Origin of the sequence: Streptomyces durbertensis, from assembly GCF_014156695.1 — a bacterium.
Taxonomy (GTDB): Bacteria; Actinomycetota; Actinomycetes; order Streptomycetales; family Streptomycetaceae; genus Streptomyces; species Streptomyces durbertensis.
In genome coordinates, this window is the sequence record NZ_WMLF01000043.1 from 1 (window position 1) to 21,271 (window position 21,271).

Annotated in this window: 16 protein-coding genes, 2 tRNA genes and 1 pseudogene; 11 read left to right on the top strand and 8 right to left on the bottom strand. The window is 73.0% G+C overall.

From position 1 onward, the window contains the following. Nucleotides 1-21: 21 nt before the first annotated feature. Together GL263_RS05040 and GL263_RS05045 are read right to left on the bottom strand one after the other, a co-directional pair. Entirely contained in the window at nt 22-1,692 is a 1,671-nt protein-coding gene (locus GL263_RS05040; RefSeq protein ID WP_182854346.1) for an aldehyde dehydrogenase family protein, read from the bottom strand. Between the two features lie 186 nt (nt 1,693-1,878). Further along, nucleotides 1,879-3,408 carry an MmgE/PrpD family protein gene (locus GL263_RS05045; RefSeq protein WP_182854359.1) on the bottom strand — a complete coding sequence of 510 codons (1,530 nt, stop codon included), beginning with the start codon at nt 3,406-3,408 and terminating at the stop codon, nt 1,879-1,881. Between the two features lie 297 nt (nt 3,409-3,705). On the opposite strand from GL263_RS05045, the gene GL263_RS05050 reads away from it, so the two are divergent. From GL263_RS05050 to GL263_RS05060, 3 genes are all read left to right on the top strand, one after another. Then, nucleotides 3,706-4,704, top strand: a complete 999-nt coding sequence (locus tag GL263_RS05050) for a bifunctional lysylphosphatidylglycerol flippase/synthetase MprF (RefSeq protein ID WP_182854347.1) — start codon at nt 3,706-3,708, stop codon at nt 4,702-4,704. A 15-nt stretch (nt 4,705-4,719) separates the two neighbouring features. Next, nucleotides 4,720-4,905, top strand: a complete 186-nt coding sequence (locus GL263_RS05055) for a hypothetical protein (protein ID WP_182854348.1) — start codon at nt 4,720-4,722, stop codon at nt 4,903-4,905. A gap of 130 nt (nt 4,906-5,035) precedes the next feature. Next, nucleotides 5,036-5,392: a hypothetical protein gene (locus GL263_RS05060; RefSeq protein ID WP_182854349.1), complete on the top strand. Its 357-nt coding sequence runs from the start codon at nt 5,036-5,038 to the stop codon at nt 5,390-5,392. Between the two features lie 176 nt (nt 5,393-5,568). Here the strand turns inward: GL263_RS05060 and GL263_RS05065 are convergent, their stop codons facing one another. After that, on the bottom strand, nt 5,569-6,372 hold the full coding sequence (locus GL263_RS05065) for an AfsR/SARP family transcriptional regulator (protein WP_182854350.1): 804 nt from the start codon (nt 6,370-6,372) through the stop codon (nt 5,569-5,571). Nucleotides 6,373-6,657: 285 nt separating this feature from the next. On the opposite strand from GL263_RS05065, the gene GL263_RS05070 reads away from it, so the two are divergent. The 4 genes from GL263_RS05070 (at nt 6,658) to GL263_RS05085 (ending at nt 8,440) form a co-directional block, all read left to right on the top strand. Then, nucleotides 6,658-6,753 (top strand) — tRNA-OTHER (locus GL263_RS05070). 17 nt (nt 6,754-6,770) lie between these two features. After that, nucleotides 6,771-6,866: transfer RNA gene (locus GL263_RS05075), tRNA-OTHER, on the top strand. Nucleotides 6,867-6,966: 100 nt separating this feature from the next. After that, the gene (locus GL263_RS05080; RefSeq protein ID WP_182854351.1) at nt 6,967-7,944 is read left to right on the top strand and encodes a diacylglycerol/lipid kinase family protein; all 978 of its coding nucleotides are present in this window, start codon (nt 6,967-6,969) and stop codon (nt 7,942-7,944) included. 127 nt (nt 7,945-8,071) lie between these two features. After that, nucleotides 8,072-8,440 carry a nuclear transport factor 2 family protein gene (locus GL263_RS05085; protein ID WP_143648004.1) on the top strand — a complete coding sequence of 123 codons (369 nt, stop codon included), beginning with the start codon at nt 8,072-8,074 and terminating at the stop codon, nt 8,438-8,440. 193 nt (nt 8,441-8,633) lie between these two features. On the opposite strand, the gene GL263_RS05090 is transcribed toward GL263_RS05085, so the two are convergent. Continuing rightward, on the bottom strand, nt 8,634-10,277 hold the full coding sequence (locus GL263_RS05090; RefSeq protein ID WP_182854352.1) for a vWA domain-containing protein: 1,644 nt from the start codon (nt 10,275-10,277) through the stop codon (nt 8,634-8,636). A 193-nt stretch (nt 10,278-10,470) separates the two neighbouring features. On the opposite strand from GL263_RS05090, the gene GL263_RS05095 reads away from it, so the two are divergent. The 3 genes and pseudogenes from GL263_RS05095 to GL263_RS05105 all read left to right on the top strand — a co-directional run bounded on the left by GL263_RS05095 (nt 10,471) and on the right by GL263_RS05105 (nt 14,782). Beyond that, a complete protein-coding gene (locus GL263_RS05095) occupies nt 10,471-12,558 on the top strand; it encodes a PhoX family protein (protein WP_182854353.1) in 2,088 nt (695 codons plus the stop codon). 93 nt (nt 12,559-12,651) lie between these two features. After that, nucleotides 12,652-13,725, top strand: a pseudogene (locus GL263_RS05100) (YhgE/Pip domain-containing protein); the annotation flags it as partial. A 601-nt stretch (nt 13,726-14,326) separates the two neighbouring features. Continuing rightward, nucleotides 14,327-14,782: a tellurite resistance TerB family protein gene (locus GL263_RS05105; RefSeq protein ID WP_182854354.1), complete on the top strand. Its 456-nt coding sequence runs from the start codon at nt 14,327-14,329 to the stop codon at nt 14,780-14,782. A gap of 88 nt (nt 14,783-14,870) precedes the next feature. On the opposite strand, the gene GL263_RS05110 is transcribed toward GL263_RS05105, so the two are convergent. Beyond that, nucleotides 14,871-15,290, bottom strand: a complete 420-nt coding sequence (locus tag GL263_RS05110; RefSeq protein ID WP_182854355.1) for a DoxX family protein — start codon at nt 15,288-15,290, stop codon at nt 14,871-14,873. A gap of 188 nt (nt 15,291-15,478) precedes the next feature. Beyond that, nucleotides 15,479-16,099 (bottom strand): hypothetical protein, encoded by a 621-nt coding sequence (locus tag GL263_RS05115; RefSeq protein WP_182854356.1) that lies wholly within the window; start codon nt 16,097-16,099, stop codon nt 15,479-15,481. A 144-nt stretch (nt 16,100-16,243) separates the two neighbouring features. Between GL263_RS05115 and GL263_RS05120 the strand changes: the two genes are divergently transcribed. Beyond that, nucleotides 16,244-17,968 (top strand): RNA polymerase sigma factor, encoded by a 1,725-nt coding sequence (locus GL263_RS05120; RefSeq protein WP_182854357.1) that lies wholly within the window; start codon nt 16,244-16,246, stop codon nt 17,966-17,968. Nucleotides 17,969-18,497: 529 nt separating this feature from the next. Here the strand turns inward: GL263_RS05120 and GL263_RS05125 are convergent. Together GL263_RS05125 and GL263_RS05130 are read right to left on the bottom strand one after the other, a co-directional pair. After that, the gene (locus GL263_RS05125; protein ID WP_182854360.1) at nt 18,498-19,688 is read right to left on the bottom strand and encodes a cytochrome P450 family protein; all 1,191 of its coding nucleotides are present in this window, start codon (nt 19,686-19,688) and stop codon (nt 18,498-18,500) included. A 71-nt stretch (nt 19,689-19,759) separates the two neighbouring features. Then, nucleotides 19,760-20,968 (bottom strand): cytochrome P450 family protein, encoded by a 1,209-nt coding sequence (locus tag GL263_RS05130; protein WP_182854358.1) that lies wholly within the window; start codon nt 20,966-20,968, stop codon nt 19,760-19,762. Nucleotides 20,969-21,271 lie beyond the last annotated feature (303 nt).

The window sequence follows — 21,271 nt, forward strand, 5'->3', positions numbered from 1 at the left end:
GATGTCGGGTCGGCGGGTGGCTCAGTCGCCGAAGACCGCCCGGTAGGGGCTGACGCCGTCGCTGATGCTCACGCCCTGGAGGTGCGAGGTCTTGAACATCGGGTAGTTGGCCTCGCCGAAGACGCCGCCGGTCAGACCGGTGCCGCCGTGGCTCGGCAGGTAGGGCAGGAAGCCGATGTGCGAGTCGTTCACCTTCAGCAGGCCGCCGTTGGTGGTGCGGCTGACGAAGGTGTTGATCACACGCGGCGAGCGCGACCACAGCGAGTTGCGCAGTCCGTAGGCGTTGGAGTTGACGAAGTTCACGAAGATCTCGCGGAGTTCGTCCGCCGGCGCCGGCTCGACGGAGACGATCGGCAGCAGCGGGAAGAACGTCTCCTGCATCACGGCCTCGATGCGCCGGCCGCGTTCCAGGCCCTCCACCCGCAGCACCGTCGGCTCCAGGAACACGCCGGTCTCCGAGCGGGTGCCGTCGACCTCCGTGCGGTGCCCGCCGCACACCAGCTCCGCGCCCTCGTCCAGCGCCTGCCGCAGCAGCCCGAAGAACCGCTCGCTGCGCCGCACCGGCGAGAGCAGCACACCCTCGTCCTGCGGGAAGCCCGGCCGGATCCCCTTGACCTTCTCCCGCACCTCCGCGATCAGGTCGTCCACGATCTCCGGGTGCGCGAGCACGGTGTTCGGCACCATGCAGATCTGGCCCGACCCGTAGAACGACTCGGTGATCGCCTCGGCGGCCAGCGACAGGTCGGCGTCCTTCCAGACCACGATCGTGTCGTTGCCCGCCAGCTCCAGGATGGGCTTCTTGCCCGCCGCGATGCAGCGCTCCTGCAGCTTCAGGCCCTGCTCGCTGCCGCCGATGTAGAAGATGTCGTTCACCAGCGGGCTCTCCACCCACAGGTCCATCGTGCTGCGCGCGTTGCCGCAGACGATGTTCAGCGTGCCGGGCGGCGCGCCGACCTTCTCCAGCAGCGGCGCCACCAGGTCCCGCAGCACGTACATCGTGCTGAGCGCGATGCTGCGCGGCGCCCGCACCACCACGGCGTTGCCGGCCATCAGCGCCAGCACCGCCAGCGCGGCGCTGGGGGCCGGCGCGTTCTGCGGCGGGTTCAGGCACACCACGCCGTCCGGCTGGCGGTGCGAGATCAGCGTGCGGCCCTGGTACTCGCACTCGGTGTACATCCGCTTGCGGTACCACTGGCAGCTCTCCTGGCTGTAGACCTCCAGCAGGCAGCTCAGCTCCCAGCGGGCCAGCTTCACCGGGTGCGCCTCGGCGACCAGCATGTCCAGGAACTCCTGGCGGTGCTCGATCAGCGCCTCGCGGAACAGCTCGCCCAGCCGCATGCGTTCGTCCAGCGGGACGGCCGCCCAGCGCGGCGCCGCCTCGGCGGCGGCCTCCAGCGCGAGCCGGTTCTCCTCCTCGCTGGCCACCGCCACCCGGCCCACCACGTAGGGGTGGTCGGCGGCGTCGGACTCCGGGTCCCGCTCCAGTTCCCGCTTGAGCGAGACGCTGGTGAAGACGTCCTCCAGCAGGGAGCGCGAACTGATCGTGTACACCCAGGCGTTGTTGGGCAGATCCGCACCGCCCACATAGGACTGGTAGCTCAGCAGCGGACGACCCCGCCGACCGCCGGTCTCCTCCCGGTCCTCCCCGGTGTCCTCAAGGACGGCGACCTTTGCATTTCCGTTCGGAAACATGACAACTGCCTCCTCATCGCCTGGCAAATGTCGGCCAGCGCGTGTTCGAGCGTGTCAGCGGGCTCTTACCAGGGACTGACACGGGCCTGACTGGAATGGGTGGGTGAAACAGCGGAGAGGAAGTACGGAGACGGATTCGGAAAAACGCCCGGAAGACCTCCGGGAAACACGGCGCGCCGGGTCTGTTCACGGCCGGAGCGCGGACTCGATCCACTCGCGCAGCTCCGGGGCCGGCATCCGGTGCAGCCGCGTCACCCGACTGGCGACGTCCGTCCGGCCGCCCAGCGAGACGAACTTCTCCCGCACCATCCGGGAGTGGAAGCGGCGGGTCTCCGGGCCGGCCGCGCCGACCGGGATCAGCCGCTCCCGGCTGAACTCCCGCCCGTCCCGCAGCCGCACCGTCACCCGTGCGCCGGTCGCCTTCGTGGCCCGGGTGAAGTCCTCGGCCCCCGGCCGCTCCCGGTCCAGCAGCTCCACCACCGAGGCGCCGCCGAAGTCCTCCAGCCACGCCTCGCCGTCCGCGCCCGCCTGCCGCAGCGCCTCCCCGAACGGGGCCTCCGAGCGCAGCAGCTCCCGGGTCATCCCGACGTCGTGGACCAGCCGGACCTTGTCCGCCAGCGCCCATCGTGCCGGGTCCTCGAGGGCGGGCCCGGCGAAGTCGTCCACCGAGAAGGCGCCGCCCAGCAGCGTCGTCGCCACCGGGTACGGCACGTGCAGCACCAGCGCGCCCTGCGGCGAGCCCGGCCCCGACACGTACCGCTCCGCGTGCCGGGCGGCGTACAGCGTGTACAGCGACGCCTCGACGACGATCTCCTCGACGTCCTCCGGCGACAGCGGGCGCAGCATCCGGTGCAGGTCGGCCGCGCAGTCCACGGCCGCGTCGATGCCCGGGCCGCCGGGGTGCATCTTGAACGACAGCGTCTCGGTGTGCCACCGCCTGCCGAGGCCGGCCGTGGCCGCGCCCGGCAGCGGCACGCTCGCGAACCGGGCCAGGAAGCCGTCCGGGTGCTCGATCAGGTCGGGCGCGCCGAGCAGCCCGGCGCGGGCCGCGTCGCAGGCGTCCATCGCGGTGCGGACCGGGGTGAAGGTGTTCAGCAGCCGGGCGTCGCTCGCCAGGAACGCCCGCATGAGCGGCCAGTTCGGCATGCCGAAGGCCAGCCCGAACGCGTTCTGCCACACCTCCGCCGGCGCCTGCTCGCAGGCGAGCCGCCCGGCGACCGCCCCGGCCAGGTGCGTGTGCACGGCGCTCTGCCCGCGCAGCGGGCCCAGCGTCGCGGCGGCGGTGATCCGGGCCGCGCACTCGTTCGCCACGACCACGGCCGTCAGCAGGCCGAGACCGTCCAGCCGGTAGGCGTGGGCGTAGGCGAGCGGCACCGCGACAGTGGAGTTCGACAGGTGGCCGGCGTACGCGGTGTCGTCCAGGTTCAGCCAGGAACCCAGGCCCGCGAGCACCCCGGCCGACATCCGCGGGTCGTCCTGGAGCGGGCGGCCGAAAGCCGCCGCCAGGCGCTGCCCCAGCGGATGCGCGGCGCCCGCCCGTACCGACGCCACCTGCGACAGCACCTGGCTCGCCGCCAGCTTCAGCACCCGGCACGGGATCATCTCGGGACGTACCGCGGCGGCCCAGTCGGCCAGTCTCGCCAGCGCCGGGCCTGGTTCGTCGACCGGTTCGGCCGGTGGGTCGACACCCCACTCCGAACACAGCGCCTGCACCATGTTGGTGCTGAGCAGTCTGGTCACGCGGGACCGCCCCCTGTCGGTTCGTGCTGACGGTGGTCATGGGCGCGCCCACCGTGCGGGCCGCGGCTGACCCGCCGCTTACCCGCCCCTGACAGGGCGTTGATATCCCGTGAATTCCCCGGAACCTCGTCACATCCGCTTGTCGTCGCGGCCCGTCGGTGCTCTACTCCGAAACCGGCGCGGCACGTTGTGTGAGGCGGCGTGGAACGGCGCCCTCAGGCAGCGCCGGAAGGAACTCCACCAGCAGCGCGAAATGGCGGAAGAGGATCGAGTATGACGGTAGCGACAGCGAACAACGACCAGATCCTGGATGCCATCCGCAGGCATACCCAGGCGGACAACCCCTCCGCGTTCCTGGCGGTCAACCAGGAGACCTCGCGCTTCGTCCAGCCCGACCTGGACGGCGCGGTCTGCTACCGGGCCGCCGGCGGCTTCCTCGTCCAGTTCGGCGGGCCCTTCGCCGCCGACGGTGACCGGGCTGAACTGCTGCGAAGGTTCCTGGAGTTCGCCCGCGAGCAGGACCGCACGGTCGTCGGCGTGCAACTCGCGCGGTACGACGCCGAGCTGTACGTCGAGCACGGCTTCACGGTCAACCAGGTCGGCGCCTCCTACGCCGTCGACCTCGCGGAACACACCCTGCGCGGCACCCGCTTCATGCAGCTCCGCAACAAGATCTCCCGCTCCTTCCGGGCCGGGCTTGTCGTCGAGGAGGTCGACGCTACCGAACACCGCGACGCCGTGGCCGAGATCGACGCCGCCTGGCTCGGCACCAAGGGCGAGCACGCGCGGCCGCTGGAGTTCCTCGTCGGCCAGACCGGCGGCTGGGCCCAGCGCTACCGCCGGCTCTTCCTCGGCAGCATCGAGGGACGGCCCACCGGCTACATCTCCTACTCCCCGGTGTACGGCAACCGGACCGGCTGGATGCACGACCTCAGCCGGCGGCTCCCCGGCGGCCCGCCCGGAGTGATGGAGGCGATCAACGCGACCGCCATCGAGAGGTTCACCGAGGAGGGCGCGGGCTGGCTGCACTTCGGCTTCACACCGTTCACCGGGCTCTCCGAGGAGCACGAACTGCCCGGCCGCAGCAGCGCCTTCCAGTGGTTCATGCACCACCTGTGGGAGCACGGCGAGGCCGTGTACCCGGCGAAGACCCAGCTCTCCTACAAGGAGAAGTGGGCCCCCCACGCCGTCCTCCCGGAGTACGTCGCGTTCCAGGGCCGCGCCGACCTCGGCGCCTTCGCCCACGTCTTCCGCGCAGCCAACGCCTTCTGAGAGAGGGAGTCAGCCATGTCCGAGACCACAGTGAGCCCCGCGACGCCCCCCACCACGCTGCCGCCGCGGCCGGACGTCTCCGCGCTGCAACAGGCCGTCGTCGAGACGTTCTTCGGCATCATCCAGGCCCCCGACGACCCGGAGGCCCTGGCCGGCGGCGCCCGCGCCCTCGCCGAACTCGACGCCGCGCTGGACGGCTGACGCCGTCCGCCCACCCGGCCGTCCGACAGGCCGCCGGGTGCGCGGACCGACGACAACGGGCCCGGGGCCGGAGCGGTACGACGCTCCGGCCCCGGGCCCGTTGTCAGTGCCGTGTGGCAAGGTCCTCGCCATGAGCTACGACCTGGCCGTCTGGGAGGGCGAGCGGCCGGCGGACGACAAGGCCGCCGGGCTTGTCTTCCAGGACCTGTACGACCGGCTGGTGGACACGGACGCCGACCAGCCGCCGACCGAGCGCATAGCCGCCTACGTCGCCGCGCTGCTGGACCGGTGGTGCGATCTGGACCAGGACGAGGACGACACCTCGCCGTGGTCGACCAGCCCGCTGATCAACGAGGCGAGCGGGCCGCTGGTCTACTTCCCGATGCGCTTCAGCATGGCGGACGAGGCCTCCGCCTACGCCGCCGACCTCGCGCGGTCGACGGGCCTGGTCTGCTACGACCCGCAGTGGCGGAGGCTTCGGCCCTGACGGGAGCGGTACGGCGCCCGCCGAGCGGTGCGGTCCGCGCCGGCCACCAGTCGGCCGGTCGCCGGTGGGCGGGGCATCGGCCGGCTGGTCGCCCGGGTCGGGCGTGGCGGGCCGGTCGCCGGTGGGCGGAGGGAGCGGCACCGGCCGCCGCCGGCGCCCCGCGGCCGGGGCGCGGGTCAGCGGCCGGCGGGGGCCAGGGCGGCCGTGTGGTCCCTGGCGCTGCGCAGCCACGGCGCGTGGCGCAGGATGCACTCCTCCAGCTTGCGCAGGTCGGGCGTGGGGTCGATGCCCAGTTCGTCGCCGAGCCGCTCGCGGGTGCGCCGGTAGACGGTCAGCGCCTCGGCCTGCCGGCCGGACCGGTAGAGCGCGAGCATGAGCTGGGCGCAGAAGCGTTCCCGCAGCGGGTTGGCGCGGTGCGCCTCGTACAGCTCGCCGAGCAGCGACGCGTGGCGGCCCAGCGATATCTCGGCGTCGAACAGGGTCTCCAGGGCCTGGAGTCGCAGTTCGTTGTAGCGGGTCGCGGCGCACTCGCTCAGCAGACCGCCGAAGTTCCCGCCGAACACCGGTCCGCGCCACAGGGGCAGCGCGGAACGCAGCGCCTCGACGGCCTTCTCCGGCTCCGCGTCCCGCAGCCCGGCGGCCTCGACGACGGCGTCCCGGAAGACGGTGGCGTCCAGGCGCGCGTCGCCGAGCACCAGCTGGTAGCCGTGCGAGAAGCTGACCAGCCGGGTGCCGCCGGCGTCGCCGCCGATCGAGCGCAGCCACTTGCGGAGGCGGCTGATGTGCGCCTGGAGGGCGTTGACCACACCGGTGGGCACGTCCTCGCCCCACACCTCCTCCACGAGCGCGCCGTGTGAGACGGTCCGCTCCTCGCTCACCAGGAGCGCCTGGAGCAGCACCCGTTTCGAGACGCCGCTGACCTCGTGGACGCCGGTGGGACTGTGGACCTGAAGTCCGCCTAGGATTTCGAAGTTCAGCACGCGGGCCTCCCCGTTAAGGACTGCGTCCAGCGTGCTCGGCCCGAACGGGAGTCCCACCGCTCGTCGACGACTCCGTCAGGTACCGGGGGCATGAGCCGGTGGACCGCCGGTAGACCGCTCGGGGACGGGATCCGGACATGACGAGGTACCGGCGCACGAGAGCGCTTTCAGTGGTGCGCCACATGGCGTGCGCCGGTTGTCAGTGTCACGTCAGCGAGCGGTCAGAGCGGTCCGGCACAGTCTTACCTGTCACCGGGAAGGGGCGCCAGCCCCCGGGGGAGACGAGGAGAGGTACCCGAAGTGGCCCAACGGGGTCCGGGTGCTTCCGGGCATCTGGTCGGGTCTTCACGGCCCGCGCAGGTTCGAATCCTGCCCTCTCCGCTCTCCCCCGGTGTCATGGAGAGGTACCCGAAGTGGCCCAACGGGGTCCGGGTGCTTCCGGGCATCTGGTCGGGTCCTCGCGGCCCGCGCAGGTTCGAATCCTGCCCTCTCCGCTCTCCTTTCCACAGCTGTGGAAAGGCACCCGAGCGACCGGGTCGGCGGCAGCCGCGGTCGGTGGCGCCGGACCGGTGCCGCCCACCGCGAGGAGAAGTGATGGACCGTACCCGCACGCCCGTGGCGCCCCCGTCGCGGGCGATCGTCGTCGCCAACCCCGCTTCCGGCAGCCACAGTCCACGGCTGCTCCGCGAGGTCGCCGAACTGTGCGGCTCGGCGCTCGCCCACGTCGAGACGTACCTGACCACGGCGCCCGGCGACGCGACCCGCGCCGTCCGGCACGCCGTGCGGGAACGCCCCGGCCCCCGGCCCGACCTGGTCGTCGCCGTCGGTGGCGACGGGACGGTGCGCGAGGTCGTCCAGGGACTTGCCGGCGCGGCCGACGGGCCCGGCGTCCACCGCGAGACGTCGCCCGCCGCACTCGCGATCGTGCCCGGCGGCACCGGCAACTCCGGCTACCGCATGATCTGGGGCGACCGCCCCTGGGACGAGGCGCTGAAGGCCGTGGTCACCGACCCCGGCGGCAGCGCCACGATCCGCCGCCTCGACCTCGCGCTGCTCGCGGAGACCGGCAACCTCGTCTTCCTCGGCGCGTGCAGCGGCGTCATCGCCGACGCGCTGCCCACCGCCCGCACGATCCCGCTGCACGGCCGGGCCCGCTACGCGCGCGCCTTCGCGCAGACGGCCGAGGACTACCCGCCCTACCCCGGCCGGGTCACCGTGGACGGCGAGGTCGTCCACGAGGGGCCGACCGTCCTCGCCAACGTCGGCGGCGGTCGCTACCGGGGCGGCCAGTACGAGGTGCTGCCGCACTCCGAACTCGACGACGGCCTGCTCGACGTGTGCGCCATCGGCGGCGGGATCCCCGCCGTCGACGTCCCCGAACTGACCCGCACCGCGTCCCACCTCGCCCACCCGGCCACCGCCTACGGCCGCGGCCGGACCATCGTCGTCGAACGCCTCGACGGCGCCCGGCTGCCGCTGGAACACGACGGCGAGTACCAGGAGACGATCGGCGCCCGGGCCACCTTCACCGTCCAGCCGCACGCCCTCCCCACCTGGGCGCCGGCGCAGTGACCGGCGCAGAGCCGCGCCGGACCTGACGGAGTCACAGGTCCGGCGTTGTGACCCGGCACCCGCCGAACGGAGACTCGGAGCATCCCCAGGAGGGATCGACCGACACGGCAACACGGAGGAGTCTGACATGGCCGACCTGAACGCGGTCGTCGCGCGTTACCTGGACGTCTGGAACGAGGCCGACGCCGACCGGCGCGCGAAGGCCATCGGCGAGCTCTTCACCGAGAACGCCGTCTACACCGACCCGCTGGCCGACGTCTCCGGACACGACGGCGTGGGCGCCGTCATCGCCGGCGCCCAGGAGCAGTTCGCCGGTCTCCGCTTCGAGCAGCTCGGCGACGTCGACGCCCACCACAACATCGCCCGCTTCCGCTGGGGCCTGGTCACCGAGCCCGGCGCCGAGCCGATCGCCATCGGCTTCGACGTCGCGGTCACCACCGAGGACGGACGCATCGACCGCGTCTACGGCTTCCTCGACAAGGTCCCCGGCGCGTAAGGCGCGAACGGGCGCGTGACGCGCCCCCCGAACCCGGACCGGAGGCCCGGGCCCGACAATCCCCCGCCGGGCCGGACCATCCGCCCCGGACCGCCCTGGGCGGTCGCCCCACCGCGCACCCGGTGGAAGCGACCGCCCAGTGGTGTGTCCGGACGAGGGACGTGTCCGGACGAGGGGCGTGCCGAAACGGGGCTCAGTCCAGTACGCCGGCCTCCCGGGCGGCCTTCAGCCACTGCGGGAACTCGGCGGTCAGCGCCTCGTACAGCTCCTTGTCCGACAGCTCGCGCGGCTCCAGACCGGCGTGGAAGAAGCCCGCGTTGTCCACCTTCCGGCGCTCCGGCACCGGCAGCCCGGCGTCCAGCTTGCGCAGGAAGTTCAGACCCGCCGAGCGCGGGTCGCCGAAGCCGACGAACTGCCAGAACAGCGGCTTCTCCGCGACCTCGCACAGCGCCTTCTCGGCCGCCGGGCGGGACGTGGGCGCGCCGTCCGTCTGGAAGATCACCAGCGCCGGGTCCTTCGCACCCGAGCGCTCGTAGTGCTCGACGACGGCCTCGACGGCCCGGTGGTAGTTCGTCCGGCCCATGTGCCCGTAGGAGGCGTGCAGCTCCTCCACCCGGCCCGGGTAGTTGGCCAGGTCGACGTCGGCGGTGCCGTCGATGTCGGTGGAGAAGAACACCACCGGCACGGTGCCGTCGTCGTCGAGGTGCGCGGAGAGGCCGAGCACCTGCTCGGCGAGGTGCTGGACGGTCCCGTCCTTGTAGTAGCGGCGCATGGAGCCGGAGCGGTCCAGGACGAGGTAGACGGCCGCCCGCTGACCGGCCAGCCCGTGTTTCTCCAGCGACACGGCCGCCGCCTTGTACAGGCTGACCAGCCCCGGCGCGCTCTCCCGCACCTTCTCGAACGAGATCGCACTCCCCGGCGCCGGGGCCGCCTCGTCGGCCGGAGCCTCGGCGGCCCCACCGTCCGCGACCGGCGCCGCCTGGTCGGCGGCGACGACGGCCGGCTCCGCGACGACGGGCTCGGTCACGGCCTCGCCGGCGTCGGCCGGGTCGGCGGTGACGTCCGCGGCGGCAACCGGCGCGTCGGCCGGCTCCTCGGCAGGCGTCGCCCTGCCGGCGTCGGGGGCGGAGACCGCAACACCACCCGTGTGGGCGGCGGCCACGGGGGTGACGTCGGCCGCCGTCCGGGTGGTGAGCGGTTCGGCGGCGGCCGGGGCCGGTTCGACGGCGGCCGCGGGCTCCGCGGTGCCGTCGGCCTCGTCCGTGGTGTCGACGGTCGCGCTCTTCGGCTCCTCGGCGGTCGCGGACGGCTTCGCCGGCGCCGGCTCGGGCGCCGTCCTCGGCTCGGGCGCCGGCGCCGGCGTCGGTTCGGGCGCCGTCGTCGGCTCGGGCGAGGGCGCCGGTTCGGGCGACGGCGTCGCGGAGACGACGGAGTCGAGGAAGTCCTCGGCAGTGGTGCGGCCCGTGCTCGGGGCCGCTTCCGTGGCCGATTCCTTTCGCTCGCCGCCGCCGGCTTCGCCGGCTTCGCCGGCTTCGCCGGCCTCGGCGTCCGGCGTCGCACGCGGGGCGGGGACGGCGCTTGCCGTCTCCGTCTCCGTCGCGGTTGTCGTCGCGGTCGTCGCCGTGCTCGCCGTCGCCGTGCTCGCCGTCGGCATGTCGACGGCGGTGGCCGTCGAAGGGCCGGAAGACGCGGACGCCGCCTCCGACGCCGCCTCCGACGCCGCCTCCGACGCCGTCCCCGGCGTCTCCGGCGCGGCGGGTTCCGCCGCCGGTGCGTCCCTGACGCCGTCGGCGCGCTTACGGCCGAAGAGGTTCTGCAGCAGACTCCGTATGCCCATGGGGAAGCGCCTTTCCATCAGATGCGTGCACCGGCGGCGTGGCAAGAGTAGAGGGCCCAAGTATGCAGGCGGCGGGCCGGTCCGCTGCCCGGCCTTCATGCCGTGTTCACCATGTGGTCGCCGGTGGTACCGGCCGGACCCATAACTTCACGCCGCGTATGGGTCTGATGGCGTACGGATCTGGAGGGGCCCCATGCGCAAGCTGCTTCCGTTCATCGACCGGAGCCACAGCGGCGGCAGGTCGGCGATGACCTGTCACTACCGTTGTGGTGACGCGTGTTTCCAGGAGGTTCCGAACAAGAGCGACAATCCCTACTTCGGGGACATGGTCGACGAGGCGTTGTCGCGTCGCTCGATGCTGCGCGCCGGCGCGGTGGCGACCGTGGCGGCCGCCGGCGCGGCGGCGCTCGGCGGTTCCTCCGCCCCTGCGTTCGCGGCGGACGGGGCGCGGGAGGCGAAGGGCCTCAAGCCCGGCAAGCCGGGCAAGGCGGACGGCGCGAAGGGCCTGCGCTTCACGCCCGTCGAGCCGAACACCACGGACGCCGTGGTGGTGCCGCCGGGGCACGACCAGAACGTGGTCATCCGCTGGGGCGACCCGATCCTGCGGGGCGCGCCCGCGTTCGACCCGGCCCGCCAGTCCGCGAAGGCGCAGGCCGGCCAGTTCGGCTACAACAACGACTTCCTCACGCTCCTGCCCCTGCCCGGCGAGCACGGCCGGCAGCTGCTCTTCGCGAACCACGAGTACACCAACGAGGAGCTGATGTTCCCCGGCTACGACCGGAACGCACCCACGCGGGAGCAGGTGGCGATCGCGCAGGCCGCGCACGGGCTGAGCGTGGTGATCGTGCAGGAGGAGCGGAGGACCGGCAAGCTCACCGCCGTGCCCCGGCACCGGCTGAACCGGCGGCTGCACACGGCGAGCGAGTTCCGGATGGCCGGTCCGGCCGCGGGCAGCCCGCTGCTGCGCACCTCGAAGGACCGGACCGGCACCAAGGTGTTCGGCACGCTCAACAACTGCGCGGGCGGCACCACCCCGTGGGGCACGGTCCTCTCGGGCGAGGAGAACTTCAACCAGTACTTCGCGAACGCCGCCTCCGTCACCGACCCGGAGACGAAGCAGCGGCTGGCCCGCTACGGCATGACCGGCGGCGCCACCTCCCGCAAGTGGGAGCGGTTCGACGACCGGTTCGACCTCACCAAGGAGCCCAACGAGCCGAACCGTTTCGGCTGGGTCGTCGAACTCGACCCGTACGACCCGGACTTCGTGCCGCGCAAGCGCACCGCGCTGGGCCGTTTCAAGCACGAGGGCGCCGAGCCGCAGCTGACCGCCGACGGCCGCGCGGTGGTCTACATGGGCGACGACGAGCGCTTCGACTACCTCTACAAGTTCGTCTCCAGCAAGGCCATGCGCAAGGGCCGCACCCGCGCGGACCGCGAGCACAACCTGACGCTGCTCGACGAGGGCACCCTGTACGTCGCCAGGCTCACCGGCGACAGCCCGGCCGAGGAGATCGACGGCAGCGGCAAGCTGCCCTCGGACGGCGAGTTCGACGGCAGCGGTCAGTGGATCCCGCTCGCCGCCGGCGACCGGTCGTTCGTGCCGGGCATGACCGCCGACGAGGTGTACGTCTACACCCGGCTCGCCGCCGACAAGGTCGGCGCCACCAAGATGGACCGCCCGGAGGACGTCGAGCCCAGCCCGCGCACGGGCCGGGTGTACGCGGCGCTCACCAACAACACAGCGCGCGGTACCGAGGGCCGTGCCCCGGCCGACGAGGCCAACCCGAGGAACGAGAACAAGCACGGCCACATCCTGGAGATGGCGGAGAACTGGGGCGACCCGGCCTCCGACGGCTTCGCCTGGCGGCTGTTCCTGGTGTGCGGCGACCCGGAGGACCCGTCGACGTACTTCGCCGGCTACCCCAAGGACCGGGTCAGCCCGATCTCCTGCCCGGACAACGTCACCTTCGACGCCTACGGCAACCTGTGGATCTCCACCGACGGAAACAAGCTGGGCACCCACGACGGGCTGTTCGGCGTGGCCACGGCGGGCGACCGCCGGGGTGAGCTCAAGCAGTTCCTGACCGTGCCGAGGGGCGCGGAGACCTGCGGGCCGATCGTGCAGGAGGACCGGGTCCTGGTCGCCGTGCAGCACCCCGGCGAGATCAGCGGTGCGAGCTTCGAGAAGCCGCAGTCGCAGTGGCCCGACGGCCCGGGCAGGGTCAACCGCCCGGCGGTGGTCTCGGTGTGGCGCAAGGACGGCAGGCGCATCGGCGTCTGAGCTCTCACCCGCCTGGGGGCGCCTGCGGCCCGCCGTCCACCGTTCGGCGCAGGTGAGCGTGCGCCCGGCCTTCCGCACCGGAAGGCTGGGCGCATGGCTTCGGACCGGGCACACGCGGGACGACGGGGCATCACCAAGGACCTGGTGACGGCGGTGACGCCGCGCGCGGTCCTGCTGATCCTCGGCGTGCTCGCTCTGCAACTGGCCTTCATCGCCTCCTACGTGGGCGCCTTCCACAAGCCGTCCCCGCACCGGGTGCCGATCGCGGTCGTGGCGCCCGAGCAGGCGGGCGCGGAGCTGGCACGTCAGCTCGACGCGCTGGACGGCGATCCGGTCGAGGTCAAGCGGACGGTCACCGACCGGGCCACCGGCGAGCGGCTGGTCCGGGACCGGGAGGTCGACGCCGCCTTTGTGGCCGACCCGGCGGGCGACACCGACGACCTGGTGGTCGCGACCGGCGCCGGGGCCTCCCTCGCGCAGGCGCTGGAAGGTGTCTTCACGCAGGTCCAGGAGGGCCGGCAGCGCAACCTGGAGACCGTCGACCTGGTACCGGCCACCCGGGGCGACGCCCGCGGACTGACCTCGTTCTACCTGGTCGTCGGCTGGTGCGTCGGCGGCTACCTGTGCGCGGCGATCATGGCCATGAGCTACGGCGCGCGTCCGTCGAACATGACCAGGGCGCTGATCCGGATCGTCGCGCTCGCGCTGTACTCGGTGGCGGCCGGCGCCGGCGGCGCGGCACTGGTCGGCCCGGTGCTCGACGCGCTGCCCGGCAGCAGCTTCGAACTCGCGGCGCTGGGCGCGCTGGTGGTGTTCGCGGTGGGCGCGGCGACGCTGGCGCTGCAGGCGCTCGCCGGGGTCGTCGGCATCGGTCTGGCGATCCTGCTGATCGTGGTGCTCGGCAACCCGAGCGCGGGGGGCGCCTACGCGGGGCCGCTGCTGCCGACGTTCTGGCGGGAGATCGGGCCCGCCCTGCCGCCGGGCGCGGGGACCTGGGCCGCCCGGTCGATCGCCTACTTCGACGGTGCCGCGGTGACCATGCCGCTGGTGGTGCTCGGCGGCTGGGCGGTCGCCGGTGTGGCGCTGACGCTGCTGTTCGCGCTGCGCCACCGGCGGCGCCCGGGGGCGCACCGCGCCGTCGACGCATCGGCCGGCGCCACGGCCGCCGAGTGGGACGACGGCACGGACGACACGGCGGCGCCACGTGCCGGCGAGACCGGAACACCGACAGCCGCCCCCACCGAGCCGACGGACGACAACGGCTCCCACGCCCACGCCCGCGCCGCCGACGACAACACCGGCACGGAACGGGCCCGGGGCCACGACAACCCCGGCACCCGGCCCGGCACCGCCCCTGCCGCCGGGCCCGCCACCTCCGGGCCCGCCGCCTCCGGGACCACCGCCTCCGGGGCCACCGCCTCCGGGACCACCGCCGACGACGAGTCCGACTACGCGACGGACTTCGAGGACTACGACGACGTCGAGGACGTCCGCGTCTACCAGGAGGGCGAGCGCCCGCCGCGCGTACCGGACGAGCGCGGCGACACCGAGCGCCGCGCTCCCCACGACAGGGAGCACCCCGACGAGGAACGCCCCGACGAGGGGAACGGCGGCGCCGCGCCCTCCGAGCGGCGCTGACGCGATCCCCCCGCCCCCGCCGACCGGTATCCGGCCAACCGGCCAACTCCGCCCGGCCGCCGCACTTTTCCACTTGGTACCTTCTACGGTGATAACCGACAGTCGCTCATGACGCCGAGGAGATCACCGAATGGCCCTGTGGGACCGGATCAAGGAATCCGCCGCCTCCATGCAGTCCCAGCTCAACAGCAAGAAGAACGAGCTGAAGAGTGGTGGTTTCCGCGACGCGAGCATGGCCATGTGCGCGCTGGTGGCGGCCGCCGACGGCTCGATCGACTACTCGGAGCGCCAGCGCGTCTCGTCGCTGATCGCGACGAACGACGTGCTGCAGAACTTCCCCGCCGACGACCTCCAGCGCCGGTTCGACGACAACTGCCAGAAGCTGACGGCCGACTACCAGCTCACCAAGGTGACGCTGATGCAGGTCATCGGCAAGCTCCAGAAGAAGCCGGTGGAGGGGCGCGCGGTCATCCAGATCGGCATCGTCATCGGCGGCGCCGACGGCAACTTCGACGCCGACGAGCGTGCCGTGGTCAAGGAGGCGTGCTTCGCGCTGGGCATCCCGCCCCACGAGTTCGACCTCTGAGTGCTCTGTTCTCCGTAGCCGAGCCCTCGCGCACCGAACGGCCCTGTTCCGGACTCCGGTCCGGAACAGGGCCGTTCCGCGTATCCGGTCAGTTGATCGTGAACAGCGGCGCGGTGATCATGAGGCCCAGGTCGTCGCCGGCGTGCGCGATGAGGGCGAACAGCATCAGCGACGCGCCGCCCAGCGCCAGGTCCTTCATGAAATGCAGCATCTCGCTCTGACGGGCGCCCGCCTCGGTCTCCCGCCAGAAGGCGTGCATCAGCACGGCGGTCGGTACCAGGAAGAAGAAGAGGATCAGCGCGCCCAGGTCGGCCCAGACGCCGAACAGCACACTGAGTCCGCCGACCAGCAGCATCACACCGGTCACGAGGGTCGCCGGCCTCGCGAACGGAACCCCTCTGGACTTCGCGTAGCCGACCATCGCGGCCGTTTTGCCGAGATGGTTCATGGCTGATCCGAGGAAAAGGATCACAAAGAGGATGCGGCCGATCAGTACCAGTACGTCCATCGGGACCTCCGAAGGGGCCTCGTTCGACGGGAGGGCGGTCGATTCCAGCCTAGGTGCCGGGGGAGCGGGCCGCCTGCCGACGGCGGGGGCGTGGCGTGCGGACAGGGTGGGGCGGCGCCCCCGGCCTTGCCGGTGCCGGGAGCGCTCTCACGCCTTCCTCGCGCGGCCGAGCGGGCGCCGACGCGTGCTCAGCGGCGGGGCCGGCCGCCGCGCCGGCGTCGGCTGACCGCCGCCGGAGAGCCGTCGGCGGGCGGGCCCGCGTTCAGGATCCGCAGCACGGCCCGGTCCGCCCGCACGATCTCGCGCATCCGGTCGGCGTCGACGGCCGGGTCACCGGTGCGCGGCAGCCGCGCGAGTTCCCGGAGGGTGCCGCGCAGCGCGAGGGCACCCTCCACGTAGGGCGCCGCGGCGTGCGCCGCCAGCATCAGCACGAGGGCGGCGGCGCCGGTGAGGAGGCCGAGAGGGCCCCACAACTGGGCGAGCAGCGCGGTCAGGACGGCACCCGACGCGGTGGCCGCCCGGGGCGGGTGCGCTTGCCACGGCCGCCGGCCGCCGCCCTCCAGCGCCGTCAGGTGGGTGCGCAGCACGGCCCGCCGCAGCCGCCTGTCCCGCACCGGATCGCCGGTGGAGGGGACGCGGCTCAGCAGCCGGTGGGTGAGCCGGCGTGCCTGGCGTCGGAGCAGCACCCGCACGGCGGTGTGCAGAAGGGGCGCGAGCAGCAGCACGAGCAGTGCGGCGAGTACCCCCGGGACGCCCAGCAGCGCCGGTGACTGGTCGAGAAGGCCGGTGGGTAGGGGACAGGACGACATGAGATGCCTCCGCTGTGGCCGGAAACGGCTTGCGGAGGGTCGGGGTCACGAGCCCCGGGCTTTCCCGGAGTTGGAGCGAGGAACTTCCAAGATCTTTCCGACGAGCGCCGGGCGGCGGGCGGGCCCGGCGCGGAGGGGGTCCTGATGGGCGCGGAGACCACGTCCGAGGCGGAGGGCCCGACGGACCGCGAACTGCTGGAGCGGCTGCGCGCCCCCGTCGAAGCGGACACCCGTGAAAGGGCGTTGGAGACGCTCGTCCGGCGGCACCTGTCCGCCGTCCTCGCCTTCCTCGCCGGCCGGACCCGGGACGCCGAGCTGGCCGCGGAGCTGACCCAGCAGACGTTCGCCGACGCGGTCGCCATCCTCACCGACCCCCGGTCGTCGGCCTGGCCGAGGGAGCCCGACCGCTTCCGGGCGTGGCTGCTCGGCATCGCCGACCGCCGCCGGCTCAACCACTACCGGCGGCGCGGCCGGGAGGCCGGGCGCTCCAAGGTGCTGGGCGAGGACCGGAGCCTGGACGACCTCCCCCGCGAGGACCCGGAACGCCCCGACCCGGCCGACGACCCGGTCCGACTCCACCAGGCGCGACTGGTCGTCCAGGAGGTCGCCCGCACCCTGCCGCCCGACGACCGGGAACTGTACGAGTGCTACTACCGTGAGGAGTTGAGCCCCGCCCGGATCGCCGAGCGGCTCGGCCGGGCCGCGAAGACCGTCAACAACCGGATCGCCGCGATCAAGACCGTGGTCAGTGAGGGCTTCCACGCCTTCCTGCTCGTGGCGAACGACCGCACGACGTGTGCTCTGCTGGTCGAGATCGTCAGCAGCCACCCGGTGCCGTTCAGCGCCGAGTTGCGGGACCACGTGGTCAAGCACACCTACAACTGCGCGCGTTGTGGCAGCTGCGGACAGTGCCGGCTGTGCCGGGTCACCGACCCGGCGCGGATCACCAGCGCCTGCACCCGCTCGGCCGACTGCGAGCGCTGCGCGGTCTGCCACCGCGAACACCTCGCGCTGCGCGCCGACTGGGCACCCGCCCTCGCGCTGCTGCTGTTCCTGCGGCCGGTGCGCGAGGCGGTCCTGGAGGTGATCCGGCAGACGACCACGTCCCCGAGCGACGGCGGGGACCACGGCGACGGGGATGTCGGCGGGCTGTCCGCGAGGCGCGGCCGGCCGCGGGGGCGACGGCGCCTCCAGGTCGCGGCGGCGGGAGTCTCGGCCGCGGTCGTGCTCGCGGGCGGCGCCTATCTGACGGGGTTGGCGGGCGGCGAGGAGAACACGCCCGCCGACGGCCCGGACGCTCCGCCGGCCGCCGGGACCCGCATCGTCAGCGTCGTCCCGGTGACCGCGTCCGGCGACGTCCGGGCCGACCACGCGGTCCTCGACCTGTCGGACGCCCCGCTGGACGGCTGCGGGCCCCCTCCGTGGGCCACCGCCCCCGACATCGTCACCTGCTTCCCGAACTCCGCTACCGCTCAGGCATGTTGGGTCGAACAGGACCGCACGACCGTGCTGTGCGGGTCCCCCTGGGAGAAGCGGGTACGGCGGCACGCCACCTCCGACGGGCCGGTCGGACCGGCCGAGCCGCGCCCCGAGGCGGACCGGTGGCCGTGGGCGCTGGAGCTGGACGACGGCACCCGCTGCAACCCCCGCTGGGGCGGTCCGGCGCCGGTCCTGCCAGGCGAACTCAGCGCCCGGTACACCTGCGAGGGCGCCGGACTTGTCGTGGAGGGCGCCGACGTGCCGTTGATCGACAGGTCGGCGGAGGTATGGACGGTGCAACTGCTCCCGCCGGGAGGGGACACCGGTTCGAGTCCTCGGCTCGAGCCGCGGCGGAAGGTCGCGGCGGTGTACTTCGCCGGACGCCCCTGACCGCTCGGGGCAGGGGCGTCCGCACGTCTCACTCCGGGGAAGGGCGTCAGGTGGCGTGACCGTCGTCGCCGCCGTGGCGCCGGTGCGGGTGGATGGTGTGCGGTCGGTGGCCGATGCGGGTGCGACGACGGGTGGTCACGTCCTGTCCTTTCTTCGCGTTGCGGACGAATCGGGTGGCTTGCGGGCATGCGTGCCCCAGGGCCGGGCAGCACGTGGCACCCCGGCACGGGGGAACGGTTGACTCCTCGCCGGAGGGCCGGCGTAACGGGAGAGAAGGGTGGCGCGCCCGGCGCGCCGCTGGAGACGGCTGCAGGGTTCAGGCGGTCGAGGGACCGCCGGTCGGCGATGTGCGGCTTCCTGCCGCGAGGGCTGTCCTGCGCATGTGCACGAGACTAGGCGGCGCCGACGACGGGTGTCATGCGCTTTTCACCCCGCGCCCACCGACCCGCGAGGGTGCCGCGTCGAACGCGAACAGGCCCGCACGACACGGTGGTTGACCGTGTCGCGCGGGCCTGTTCGGGTGCGGCCGTCAGCTGCCGTGGAGCAGGACCGGGAAGGCGGCGAGGTCGTTCTGGGTGAGCACGGGGAGGTTGCGGATCTCCTCCACCGGGACGGCCAGCCGCAGCCTCGGGAAGCGCTCGAAGAGCGCCGGCAGCGCGATGGACGCCTCCAGGCGGGAGAGTGCGGCGCCGGGGCAGATGTGCGGGCCGTGGCCGAACGTCATGTGCCGGATCGGCGTCTCGCGCCGGATGTCGAACGCGTCGGCGTCGGGGCCGTGTTGGGCGCGGTCGCGGCCGATCGCGCGGTAGGAGACCACCACGCCCTCGCCCTCCCGCACCACCGTGTCGCCGACCTGGACGTCCTCGGTGGCGAAGCGCATCAGGAGGTGGGTGGTGGGGGTGTCCCAGCGCAGCGTCTCCTCGATCACCGTGTCCCAGCCGACGCTTCCGTCCAGCACGAGTTCCAGCTGGTCGGGGTGGGTGAGCAGGGCGCGGACGGCGTTGAGTATCAGCCCGATCGTGGTCTCGTGGCCGGCGGCGACCATCGCCTTGAGGTTGCCGACCACCTCCTCCTCGGTGAGCGGTTCGCCGCCCTCGTCGGCGAGGATGAGCGCGCTGGTCAGGTCGTCGGCGGGCGCGGCCGTCCGCTCGCGCACCATCTCCGTGAAGATGACGTCCAACTCCCCGATGACCGCGAGTCTTTCGTCCTGCGGCGTGAGCATCGAGAAGAACGCCTTGTACAACTCGTGCAGCCGGGGGTGCAGCGCGGGGTCGACGCCCATCAGGTGGCTCACCACCAGCATCGGCAGCGGCTGGGCGAAGACCGGTTTGAGGTCCACCGGGCCGTCGGCGCCGTGCTCGGCGAGGTCGTCGAGCAGCCGGGCGGTGATGTCCTCGATGACCGGGCGCAGCGCCTCCAGCCTGCGCGGGGTGACCGCCTGCGCCGTCTTGGCGCGCAGCCGGCGGTGTTCGGGGCCGTCGACGGTGAACATCGAGCGGCCCGCGTCGATCATGCCGATCAGCGGCCACTCGTGGGTGACCCGGCCGCTCCGCCACAGCTCCCAGCGGTTGATGTCCTTGACCAGGCGGGCGTCGTTCAGCAGGCGGCGGGCCTCGGCGTGGGAGGTCACCGTCCAGGCCGGCACGCCCAGCAGGTCGATGCGGGTGATCGGGGCCGCCTCGCGCAGCGCCGCGGTCTCCCCGTCGAGGTCCCCGACCATGGGGTCGATGACCAGCGGGCACCGCCCGGTCTCCGGTGCCTGACCGGCTGGCTTGGTCGCTGACTGACCGTTCAACGTCTTCCTCCGTACGCGGGGGTGGGCGTGAAGTGGACCGGCAGCCCCGTCATGCCCCGCAGGAACGGGGAGGGACGCCGCGCGAGGGCCTGCGCCGGGACGGCCAGGTCGATGTCGGGCAACCTGTCCAGCAGCACCTCGATGCCGGTGCGGGCGATCGTCTCGGCGATCTCGCGCGCGGGAAAAGGGCACTGGAACTCGCCGTGGCTGAAGGCGAAGTGGGCGTAGTTGCCGTCGCGGAAGCCGTCGGCGGAGCCGACCGACGCGGTCTGCGTCTCGGGGTCGGAGTTGGCACCGGCGAGGCCGAGCAGCAGCAGGTCGCCCGCGTTCACGTGGCGGTCGGCGAGCCGGGTGTCGCGGGCCGCCCAGCGGCCGGCGAGGATCTGCGTGGGGGTGTCCTCCCACAGCACCTCGTTCATCGCCTCGTGGACGCTGTGCCGGCCGCCGGCCAGCGAGGCCGCGAACCGGTCGTCGGTCAGCATCAGCCGCACCGAGTTGCCGATCCAGTCGGCGGTCGGCAGGTACCCGGCGGCGGTGATCGCCATCAGGTCGAGCAGGTACTCCTCGTCGGTGAAGTGCGCCGGGCAGGCCAGCATGGAGGAGGTGACGTCGGCGCCGGGACGCTCACGGCGGCTGGCGACGAGCCGGCCGACGAGGGCGCCGAACTCCTGGTGGGCGGCGATCGCGTCGGCGCCGCCGTCGGCGAGCGCGCCGAGCGTGCGGATCAGCGCCGGGCCGTCGGAGTCGGGGAAGCCGAGGAGGCGGCCGAGCACGAGGATCGGCAGCGGCTTGGCGTACGCCGAGACCACCTCGGCCTCGCCGACCGTGCAGAAGCCGTCGACGAGCCGGTCGGCCAGCTCCTCGGCGTGCTTGCGCAGCTCCATGCGGCTCACCCGCTCCAGCGCGCCCTCCACCATCTTCAGGTGCCGCTGGTGCTCCTCGCCGACGGTGTAGTAGATCGACGGCTGGCGGTTGCCGATCATCGGCAGCAGCGGCCAGTCCTGCGGGATGTGCGGCCACTGGTTCCACAGCCCCGGGTCCCGGGGGAAGAGGACCGGGTCGCCGGTGACCTGGTACATCTCCCGGTAGCCGATCACCAGCCAGGCCGGTACGTCACCGGGCAGCAGGACGGGGACGACCGGGCCGTGCTCCCGCCGCATCTCCCGGTAGAGCGCCGCCGGGTCGGTGTGGAACCGGGGTCCCATGAGCGGCACGGCGCCTGACGGGCTGGGCCACCTCGCGGCGGCCTGGCCGCCCGTCCGGGACACCGCGGAGTGGGGCTGGCTGGTCACTGGTTCTCTCTCCCGCGCGGCGATGATGATCGGTTGTGTCAACGCCGGACCAGACTAGGACAGTTGTCGACCGGTTTGGCGGGCCTTGGGTAAACCGGGACACACGGGCGGGGGGCCACCCGCCTGTGAGATTCCCCAGCCCCGCGCCTTCCCCGTTTCCTGGGGGCCAGCCCCCAGACCCCCGTTCCTCAATCGCCGGACGGGCTACAGGTAGCC

What these genes read in the sequence shown, in the direction of transcription:
- GL263_RS05105 (WP_182854354.1), top strand. Translation starts at nt 14,327, where the DNA reads ATGGCCCTGTGGGACCGGATCAAGGAATCCGCCGCCTCCATGCAGTCC.
- GL263_RS05080 (WP_182854351.1), top strand. Translation starts at nt 6,967, where the DNA reads ATGGACCGTACCCGCACGCCCGTGGCGCCCCCGTCGCGGGCGATCGTC.
- GL263_RS05040 (WP_182854346.1), bottom strand. Translation starts at nt 1,692, where the DNA reads ATGTTTCCGAACGGAAATGCAAAGGTCGCCGTCCTTGAGGACACCGGG.
- GL263_RS05125 (WP_182854360.1), bottom strand. Translation starts at nt 19,688, where the DNA reads ATGGTCGGGGACCTCGACGGGGAGACCGCGGCGCTGCGCGAGGCGGCC.
- GL263_RS05095 (WP_182854353.1), top strand. Translation starts at nt 10,471, where the DNA reads ATGCGCAAGCTGCTTCCGTTCATCGACCGGAGCCACAGCGGCGGCAGG.
- GL263_RS05045 (WP_182854359.1), bottom strand. Translation starts at nt 3,408, where the DNA reads ATGGTGCAGGCGCTGTGTTCGGAGTGGGGTGTCGACCCACCGGCCGAA.
- GL263_RS05060 (WP_182854349.1), top strand. Translation starts at nt 5,036, where the DNA reads ATGAGCTACGACCTGGCCGTCTGGGAGGGCGAGCGGCCGGCGGACGAC.
- GL263_RS05085 (WP_143648004.1), top strand. Translation starts at nt 8,072, where the DNA reads ATGGCCGACCTGAACGCGGTCGTCGCGCGTTACCTGGACGTCTGGAAC.
- GL263_RS05120 (WP_182854357.1), top strand. Translation starts at nt 16,244, where the DNA reads ATGGGCGCGGAGACCACGTCCGAGGCGGAGGGCCCGACGGACCGCGAA.
- GL263_RS05090 (WP_182854352.1), bottom strand. Translation starts at nt 10,277, where the DNA reads ATGGGCATACGGAGTCTGCTGCAGAACCTCTTCGGCCGTAAGCGCGCC.
- GL263_RS05130 (WP_182854358.1), bottom strand. Translation starts at nt 20,968, where the DNA reads ATGGGACCCCGGTTCCACACCGACCCGGCGGCGCTCTACCGGGAGATG.
- GL263_RS05050 (WP_182854347.1), top strand. Translation starts at nt 3,706, where the DNA reads ATGACGGTAGCGACAGCGAACAACGACCAGATCCTGGATGCCATCCGC.
- GL263_RS05055 (WP_182854348.1), top strand. Translation starts at nt 4,720, where the DNA reads ATGTCCGAGACCACAGTGAGCCCCGCGACGCCCCCCACCACGCTGCCG.
- GL263_RS05110 (WP_182854355.1), bottom strand. Translation starts at nt 15,290, where the DNA reads ATGGACGTACTGGTACTGATCGGCCGCATCCTCTTTGTGATCCTTTTC.
- GL263_RS05115 (WP_182854356.1), bottom strand. Translation starts at nt 16,099, where the DNA reads ATGTCGTCCTGTCCCCTACCCACCGGCCTTCTCGACCAGTCACCGGCG.